The organism is Amycolatopsis ponsaeliensis, assembly GCF_030182635.1.
Lineage (GTDB): Bacteria > Actinomycetota > Actinomycetes > Mycobacteriales > Pseudonocardiaceae > Amycolatopsis > Amycolatopsis ponsaeliensis.
This window is the reverse complement of sequence record NZ_JAPZLD010000052.1, coordinates 74,723-82,466: the sequence shown is the minus strand read 5'-3', so window position 1 is coordinate 82,466 and position 7,744 is coordinate 74,723. Positions and strand designations below refer to the sequence as shown.

General features: G+C 72.6%; 5 protein-coding genes. 1 reads left to right on the top strand and 4 read right to left on the bottom strand.

The window, feature by feature from the left end; all coding sequences use genetic code 11:
- Window positions 1-47: 47 nt before the first annotated feature.
- From QQ657_RS47050 to QQ657_RS47035, 4 genes are read right to left on the bottom strand one after another with little or no spacing between them, the layout of a single operon-like run.
- A complete protein-coding gene (locus tag QQ657_RS47050) occupies window positions 48-851 on the bottom strand; it encodes an FAD binding domain-containing protein (protein ID WP_284748927.1) in 804 nt (267 codons plus the stop codon).
- Window positions 848-1,318, bottom strand: coding sequence for a (2Fe-2S)-binding protein (locus QQ657_RS47045; protein ID WP_284748926.1), 471 nt, complete (start codon window positions 1,316-1,318; stop codon window positions 848-850). Before QQ657_RS47045 ends, QQ657_RS47050 begins: the two co-directional genes overlap by 4 nt.
- Window positions 1,315-3,576, bottom strand: coding sequence for a xanthine dehydrogenase family protein molybdopterin-binding subunit (locus tag QQ657_RS47040; protein WP_284748925.1), 2,262 nt, complete (start codon window positions 3,574-3,576; stop codon window positions 1,315-1,317). Before QQ657_RS47040 ends, QQ657_RS47045 begins: the two co-directional genes overlap by 4 nt.
- A gap of 43 nt (window positions 3,577-3,619) precedes the next feature.
- Window positions 3,620-4,372: a sulfite exporter TauE/SafE family protein gene (locus QQ657_RS47035; protein WP_284748924.1), complete on the bottom strand. Its 753-nt coding sequence runs from the start codon at window positions 4,370-4,372 to the stop codon at window positions 3,620-3,622.
- Between the two features lie 292 nt (window positions 4,373-4,664).
- On the opposite strand from QQ657_RS47035, the gene QQ657_RS47030 reads away from it, so the two are divergent.
- Window positions 4,665-7,727: a discoidin domain-containing protein gene (locus QQ657_RS47030; RefSeq protein WP_284748923.1), complete on the top strand. Its 3,063-nt coding sequence runs from the start codon at window positions 4,665-4,667 to the stop codon at window positions 7,725-7,727.
- The last annotated feature ends 17 nt before the right edge of the window (window positions 7,728-7,744 follow it).

The following is a 7,744-nucleotide window of genomic DNA, read 5'->3' as shown; positions in this document are numbered from 1 at the left end:
CGCGATCACCGGCGCCGGGAACGCACGCCGGTGATCGCGACAACGACTCAGTGGGTCAGTGCCCGCCGGGTCAGGACCCGCGCCAAGTGACGGCGGTACTCGGCCGTCGCGTGGGGCTCGTCCGGGGGCGATGTCCCCTCGGCCGCCAGTTCGGCCGCCTCCGAGACCGACGCCCCCGACGCGAGCGCCGACTCCGTGGCCGAAGCCCGCAGTGGGACGCCGCCCATGTTCACCAGGCCGACGCGGCCGCCGGCGACCGCCACCCCCACCATCGCCCAGTCGATCGCGCGGCGGGTGAACTTCTGGAAGCCCCACTCCTGGCCGGTCTGCGCCGGTAGGCGGATCTCCGTCAGCAGCTCGTCCGGCTCCAACGGCGTCGTGAACGGGCCGAGGAAGAACTCAGACGCCGGAATGCGCCGCTCCCCCGCCGGGCCGCGGGCGACGAGCACCGCGTCCGACGCCAGCACCGCCGCGGGCAGGTCCGCCGCGGAGTCCGCGTGCACCAGTGACCCGCCGATCGTGCCGCGGTGGCGGACCTGGCGGTCGCCGACCTCGCCGGAGACGTGGGCCAGCAGCGGCGCGTGCTCGCGCAGCACCGGATCCTGCGCGAGGTCGCTGTACCGCGACAACGCACCGATCACGACCTCGCCGCCTTCGAGACGGACGTAGCGGAGCTCGTCGACCGGCCCGATGTCGATCAGGTACTCCGGCGCGGCCAGCCGCAGCTTCATCAGCGGCAGCAGGGAATGCCCGCCGGCGAGGACCTTCGCCTCGTCGCCCAGCGACGCGAGCCGGGCCACCGCCTCGTCCACTGTGGACACGCGCTCGTAGCGGAACTCGGCGGGGATCACTCGCCCACCTCCTGTCCCGACGCGTCGATCACGGCGCTCACGATGTTGTGGTAACCCGTGCAGCGGCAGAGGTTCCCCTCGAGCCCGGCCCGCACCTCGTCGCGGGTCGGCTTCGGGTTGTCGGCCAGCAGGGACACCGACGCCATGATCATCCCCGGCGTGCAGAACCCGCACTGCAGCCCGTGCTGCTCGCGGAACGCCTGCTGCACGGGATGCAGCGCACCATCCGAAGAGGACAGTCCTTCGACGGTCGTGACGGCGTGACCGTCGGCCTGCGCGGCCAGCACCGTGCAGGACTTGACCGACTCGCCGTCGAGCAGCACCGTGCAGGCGCCGCAGGACGTCGTGTCACAGCCGATGTTCGTTCCGGTGAACCCGGCGGTGTCGCGCAGGAAGTGCACCAGCAGCGTCCGGTCGGGCACCTCCTCGGCCACCGGCCGCCCGTTGACCTCGATCGAAACCTTCACCGCGCGTTTCCCTTCCGAGCTTCTTCCAATGCGGCCCAGACCCGGATCGGGGTCGTGGGCATGTCCAGGTGCTTGACGCCGCGCCCGGCCAGCGCGTCCACCACCGCGTTGTGCACCGCGGGCGTCGAGCCGATCGTCGCCGCTTCCCCGATCCCCTTGACGCCCAGCAGGTTCCGGTCGGTCGGGGTGGCCATGTCGACCAGCTCGAAGTCCGGCAGCTCGGCGGCGGTGATGAACGAGTAGTCCGCCAGCGTCGCGGTCGTCGGGTTGCCGTCTTCGTCGTAGGTGACGACTTCCATGAGCGCCTGCGCCGCGCCCTGCCCGAGCCCGCCGTGGCGCTGGCCGCGGAAGGTGAGCGGGTTGACGATCGGGCCGGCGTCGTCGACGGCGACGATCCGGCGCAGCTCCACCTTGCCGGTCTCGGTGTCGACCTCGACGACGGCCAGGTGCGCGCCGAACGGGAACGTCGGCTTGCCACCGCCGAACCAGACGTCGGCGGTGAGCTTGCCCTCGGCGGCCGAAGCCACCTGCGCCCAATTCAGCACGGAGCTCGACGGCGCGCCGCGGACCTGCCAGACGCCGCGCTCGGCGTCCAGTTCGAGGTCGTCCGGCGCCGCTTCCAACAGGTCCGCCGCCAGATCGCGGGCCTGCGCGATCACCTCGTCGGCGGCCTGCCGGATCGCCGAGCCGCCCAGCTGCAGCGACCGGGAGCCGAACGTACCGACGGCCTTGGGCACCTCGTCGGTGTCGCCGTGGCGGACGGTGATCTTGTCCAGCGGCACGCCGAGCTGGTCGGACAGCAGCATCGCCAGCGACGTGCCGAGCCCCTGGCCGTGCGGCGAGCTCCCGGTCCACGCGACGACCGAGCCGTCCGGGTGGACGTCGACGCGGCCGCTCTCCCCGCCGGAGTCACCGCCGGTGATCTCGACGTAGGCGGCGATCCCGAGGCCGAGCTCGATCGGGTCACCCGCGTCGCGCCGCCGTTTCTGCTCCGCGCGCAGTTCGGCGTAGCCGGCGGCTTCGAGCGCCTTGTCCAGGGCCGCCGCGTACTCGCCCGTGTCGTAGGACGCGCCCGTCGGCGTCTGGTACGGGAACTCCTCGGGCCGGATGAAGTTGACCCGGCGGACCTCGGCCGGGTCCAGGCCGAGCTCGCCGGCGAAGCGGTCCATCGCCCGCTCGAGCGCGGCGGTCGCCTCCGGGCGGCCCGCACCGCGGTAGGCCGCGATCGGCGTCGTGTTCGTGACGACCGCGCGGCTGCGCGTCTCCACCTTCGGGAACCGGTACACGCCGACGGCCATCAGCTCGGTCAGCGTCGGCAGGAACAGCGTCCGCGGGTACGCGCCGGCGTCCTGGATGACGTCGAGGCGGTACGCGAGGACGGTGCCGTCGCGCTTGCCGCCGATGGTCACGGTGTTCTGCTGCGCGCGGCCGTGCGTCATCGAGGTGAGGTTCTCGCTGCGCGACTCGACCCAGCGGACCGGCCGGCCGATCTCCTTGGCGGCCCAGCCGAGGACGGTCGCCTCGGGGTCCGCGCCGATCTTCGCGCCGAACCCGCCGCCGACGTCCGGGGCGATGACGCGCACCTTGTCCTCGCCGACGCCGAGGCTCATGGCCAGCTGCGTACGGGCGATCTGGGCGTTCTGCGTGGAAAGCCAGACCGTCAGCCTGCCGTCCTCGCCCCACGCGCAGGACGCGCCCCGGACTTCCAGCGGCGCGGGCGCGACGCGCTGGTTGACGATGGTCGTCGTGACGACCACGTCGCAGTCCGCGAAGATCCCGTCGTCGAACTCCTGCGCACCGTTGACCTGCATGACGTTGCTGCCGGTCTCGGGGTACAGCAGCGTCTCGTCCGCCAGGGCCGCGTCGATGCTCGCGACGGCGCCGAGGGGGTCGTAGTCGATGTCGACCAGCTCGGCCGCGTCGGCCAGCTGGTAGCGCTCCTCGGTGAGGACGAGCGCGACGGGCTCGCCGACGTAGCGCACCACCTCACCGGCCAGCCACGGTTCCTTCACCGGCCCCGCGGCGTGCGGGTCGAGGCCGAGGTCGGCGGCGGTGAACACGCCGAGCACCCCCGGCGCCGCCTTCGCCTCGCTCACATCGATGCTTTCGATCCGCGCGTGCGCGACGGGACTGCGCACGAACACCGCATGCGCGGCGCCGGAAAGCGCTTCCTCCCGCAGATCGTCCACGTAGGTGCCGCCCGCGGTGATCAGGTTCTGATCCTCCTGGCGGACCACCCGGGTCCCGACAATGCTCATCTGGTCTCCTGCTCGCCGATACCCCGCCGATCATGCCCTGTTTTCAGGAGAACGCCAGTACCGCGGCGAGTCCGAGGCCGGCGATGCCGATCCCGATGCGCAACGGCGTGGCGGGCAGGTGGCGCACGAGCATCGAGCCGAGCCAGCCGCCGCCTAGGGAGCCGAGGCAGACGGCGAGGGCGGCCGTCCAGACGACCTTGCCGGTGACGGCGAAGACGATGGCGGCGAGCAGGTTCGCCGAGCCGGTGACCAGGTTCTTCGCGGCGTTCGTCCGGGCGAGGGGCTGGGTCCAGACGGACACGAGCAACGCGAGCATGAGCACGCCCGCGGCCGCGCCGAAGTAGCCGCCGTAGATGCCGATGCAGAAGGCTGCGACGCCGGTGGCCGGGCGCAGGCCGTGGTGCTCGGCGCCTTCGGCCAGCCGGCGCAGCCGCGGCCCGGCCATGAGGACGATCGAGGCGCCGCCGATCAGCCACGGGACGATCGCGGTGAAGGCGCCGGACGGGGTCAGCAGGAGGACCAGCCCGCCGCACGCGCCGCCGACGGTGGTGATGGCGCAGAGCGGGACGAGTTTCCGCCGTTGGCCGGCGAGCTCCGGCCGCGCACCGGCGGCGCCTCCGGCGGTCGTGCCGAGCATGGCGACGGTGTTGGTGATGTTGGCGGTGACGGGCGGGAGTCCCGCGGCGAGGAGGGCGGGGTAGGAGACGAGGGAAGCCAGCCCGGCGATGGACCCGGTCAGGCCGGCCCCGACACCGGCCAGGACGAGCAGGAGGAAGACGCCGGGGTCCGTGATCACGTTGTCATCTCAACACGGCGGGGGTTGCCGACCGCGGTGAGATTGCTCCCACCGGCACGCGAGTGCCCGGCCGGCAAACGTCTTGAATGAGTCATTCAGGTCTTCGGAGGTCCTGAATGACTCATTCAAGACACGCGAAGCGGGCGGGAGCGACGCCGGCGGTATAGGTCGTTATACGAATTACCCCGGCGTTGTCCGAAAGCGGACGGGATCCGGCGCCGGGCTTGCCCCGCCGCGGCGGGCCGTCACAGAATCCGCGCTGACAAGGTTGTCATCGAGCGGAGACCGGACCATGGGTGAGTTGAACCGGCGGAAGGCCCTCGCGGGCGTGGGTGGCGTCGCGGCCCTGCTGGCCTCGGGACTGCTCCCGGGCGTCGCGAGGGCAGCGGTGAACGGGAGCGGCGGAAACGCAGCCGGTGGCCCGCCGGACCCGGTGGCCGCCACCTACCTGCGCGTCCTGCTCCGGCACACCCGTTGGGCCGAGCAGCAGTTCGACGCCGCGGCCGGGATCTACCCCGCGAAGGACTTCACCTTCGCCGTCGTCCTCGGCAACGCGCTCCTCCTCACCCGTCCCGGCTACGACGAGGCCACCGCCGGCGTCAGCCAAGCGACCCTCAAGGCCCACACCCTCGCCACCATCAAGCACTTCGCCGCGTCGAACCTGCTCACCGGCGGCACCGAGTGGGGCCGGAAGCTGTTCTTCGACACCACCTTCCAGTCGTACTTCCTGCTCGCCGCGCGTCTCCTGTGGACGGACCTCGACGACGTCACAAAACAGAACGTCGAACGCATCACCACCGAACAAGCCGCGTACACCACCGCCCTCGGCGACCGGGACGACCCCACCTCCGGCGACTGGACGCCTAACGGCCGGAAAGGCGGCTTCGTCGGCGACACCAAGCTCGAAGAGATGGGCGTCTACGCCCAGTCGCTCGCCCCCGCGCTCGCGTGGACACCGGGAGACACCCGGGCGAAAGACTGGCGCGACGCCTTCGGTACCTGGAGCCGCAACGAAGGCGGGCTGCCGGCCGCCGACCTGGCGAACCCGCGGCTCGTCGACGGCGTCCCGATCGACGCCAACACCGCCACCAACCTCTACGACACCTTCCTCGTCGAGAACCACGGCTCGTTCGGCCCGCACTACCAGGAAGAACTGTGGCGCACCTCCGGCCGCAACGCGATGCACTTCCTCGCGGCCGGCACGCCACTGCCCGAAGTCCTCACCGCCCAGCCGAACGGCGAACTCCTCTGGCGCACCATGCTGCTGATGACCAGCGACGCCGGCGAGCCGCTGATGCCGATGGTCGCCGACCGCGAGCACCTCTACGGCCGCGACGTCATCCCGCTCGCCTTCCGCGCCCAGGTGCTCGGCGACCGCCACGCCGCCCGCGCCGAAGCCGACCTCGCCGCGCGGCTCGAGCCCTACCAGGCCTACGCGCCGGCCGACCGGATCACGAAGTTCTCCGGCGAACCGAAGTACGAGCCGGAGGCGCGCGCCGAACTCGCCATCAGCTACCTGCTCCACGAGTGGCGCGCGAGCCACGGCGGCCCGGTCACGCCCGCGAGCACGAAGGAGTTCGACGTCCGCGCCGCCGGGGTCGCCGACTTCGGGGCCGCGCCCGGCCTGCTGGCCCACCGCTCCCCCGCGGCGTGGGCCGCGACGGTGACCAAGCCGGGCTTCGTCAAGTTCGCCTGGCAGCCGCACCACGACGACTGGCTGTTCGTGCTCGGCGGCGCCAACCCGATGCTGCTGCCCGTGACGAACGTCGCCGTCAGGGAACGCCACGCCACGACCTACGAGAAGGTCCGCGACGGCTTCGACGGCACGATCGGCGTCCTGCGCTTCGACGCCGGGTACGCCGCGCTCGCCACTCTCCCCACCGGGGCCGCCGTGTACGCCAGCACCGGAGTCGCCGAGAGCGAAGGCGTCCTGAACGTCTACAACCTCACCATGCCGGGCGTGCCCGGCCTCGACGGCGACCGCACCTACACCGCCGCCGAAGGCACGGTGACGCTCAAGGCACAGGCCGCACCGACCGGGGCCCGGACCGACGACCTGACGTTCGCCCCGGTCACCGCCCGGCACGTCCGGATGCTCGGCGTCCAGCCGGAACCGACGTACGGCTATTCGCTCTGGACACTGGAAGTCCGCGACGGCGACGGCCCGGACCTCGCGCGGGCCGGAACCGCCTCGGCGTCTTCGGCGAGCCCGGGCAAGGAGGCCAAGTACGCGAACGACGGCGACCCCGCCACCCGCTGGGCAGTGTCCACATCGGACCGCCCACGCGCCGACAGCTGGCTCGCGATCGACCTCGGCACGCCGCAGACCATCGACCGCGTCCGGCTGAGCTGGGAAGCCGCCGCCGGGCGCAAGTACCGTGTCGAGACCTCGCCGGACGGCGTGACCTGGACGGCCGTGGCGACCTACCCGGTGCCCGCGCTGCGCAGCACGAAGCGCTGGCTGGACGTCGACGGCCGGGCCGGGATCGTCGTCGACGGCCCGAACCCGGTGACAGTCACCGGCGACCGCGTCACACTCTCCGACGGCCCCGCCGCTCCCCTGCTCGCCGAGCTGTACCCCGACTCGTCGAACGCCTCGAAACTGGCCGGCCGAGCCCGGGTCACCACCGGCACCCCGGCGGTCCGCGCGACCGTCACCGACGGCTTCCTCGTGCTGCTCAACCTTTCCGGCGCCGCGGCGAGCGGCACGGCCACCCTCCCCCAGGACGGCGGCGCGTACCGGCTGTACCGCGGCGAGCAGAGCCTCACCAGGGCCGGCACTGAACTTTCTTACGCGCTGGCCGCGGCGGAAGGCCGCGTCGAACCCCCGCGGTTCACCGTGCGGGGACCGGCCGGGCTGAAGGCGGTCGTGCGCGACGCGAGCCGGGTCGACCTCACCATGCCGTCCGGCTTCCTCCCGGTGGTCGTCACGGTGACGCCGGACGGCGGCCGGCCGCGGCCGGTGGTGCTGCCGCCGCGCCGGACCGTGCCGGTCGTGTTCGGCGACGTCCGCCCGTACCCCCTGGCCGACGTCGCGCTCGGCCGGACGACCTTCCCCGCGGCGCCCCTGCCGCCCGGGATGTCGAGCCCCGCGGCGGCCGTCGACGACGACCCGGCGACGGCGTGGCGACCCGGCCCGGACGGCCGGATGGTCGTCGATCTCGGGGCGGTGACGGCGGTTTCCGCGGTCGAACTGGCCTGGACACCCGGACGCCGTCCCCCGGCGACCGTCGAAACCAGCACCGACGGCAGCACCTACGAGACGGCGAACACCGGGCCGGCCCGGTACGTCGCGGTCCGGACGGGCTGGCGGTCCGGCGACGCGAGCCTCGCCCGGATTTCTGTCCGGACTTGATCGATCTCGCACGGCTC

Bases quoted from the DNA above. Each gene is read 5' to 3' on its own strand.
- QQ657_RS47040 (WP_284748925.1), bottom strand. From the start codon at position 3,576: ATGAGCATTGTCGGGACCCGGGTGGTCCGCCAGGAGGATCAGAACCTG.
- QQ657_RS47030 (WP_284748923.1), top strand. From the start codon at position 4,665: ATGGGTGAGTTGAACCGGCGGAAGGCCCTCGCGGGCGTGGGTGGCGTC.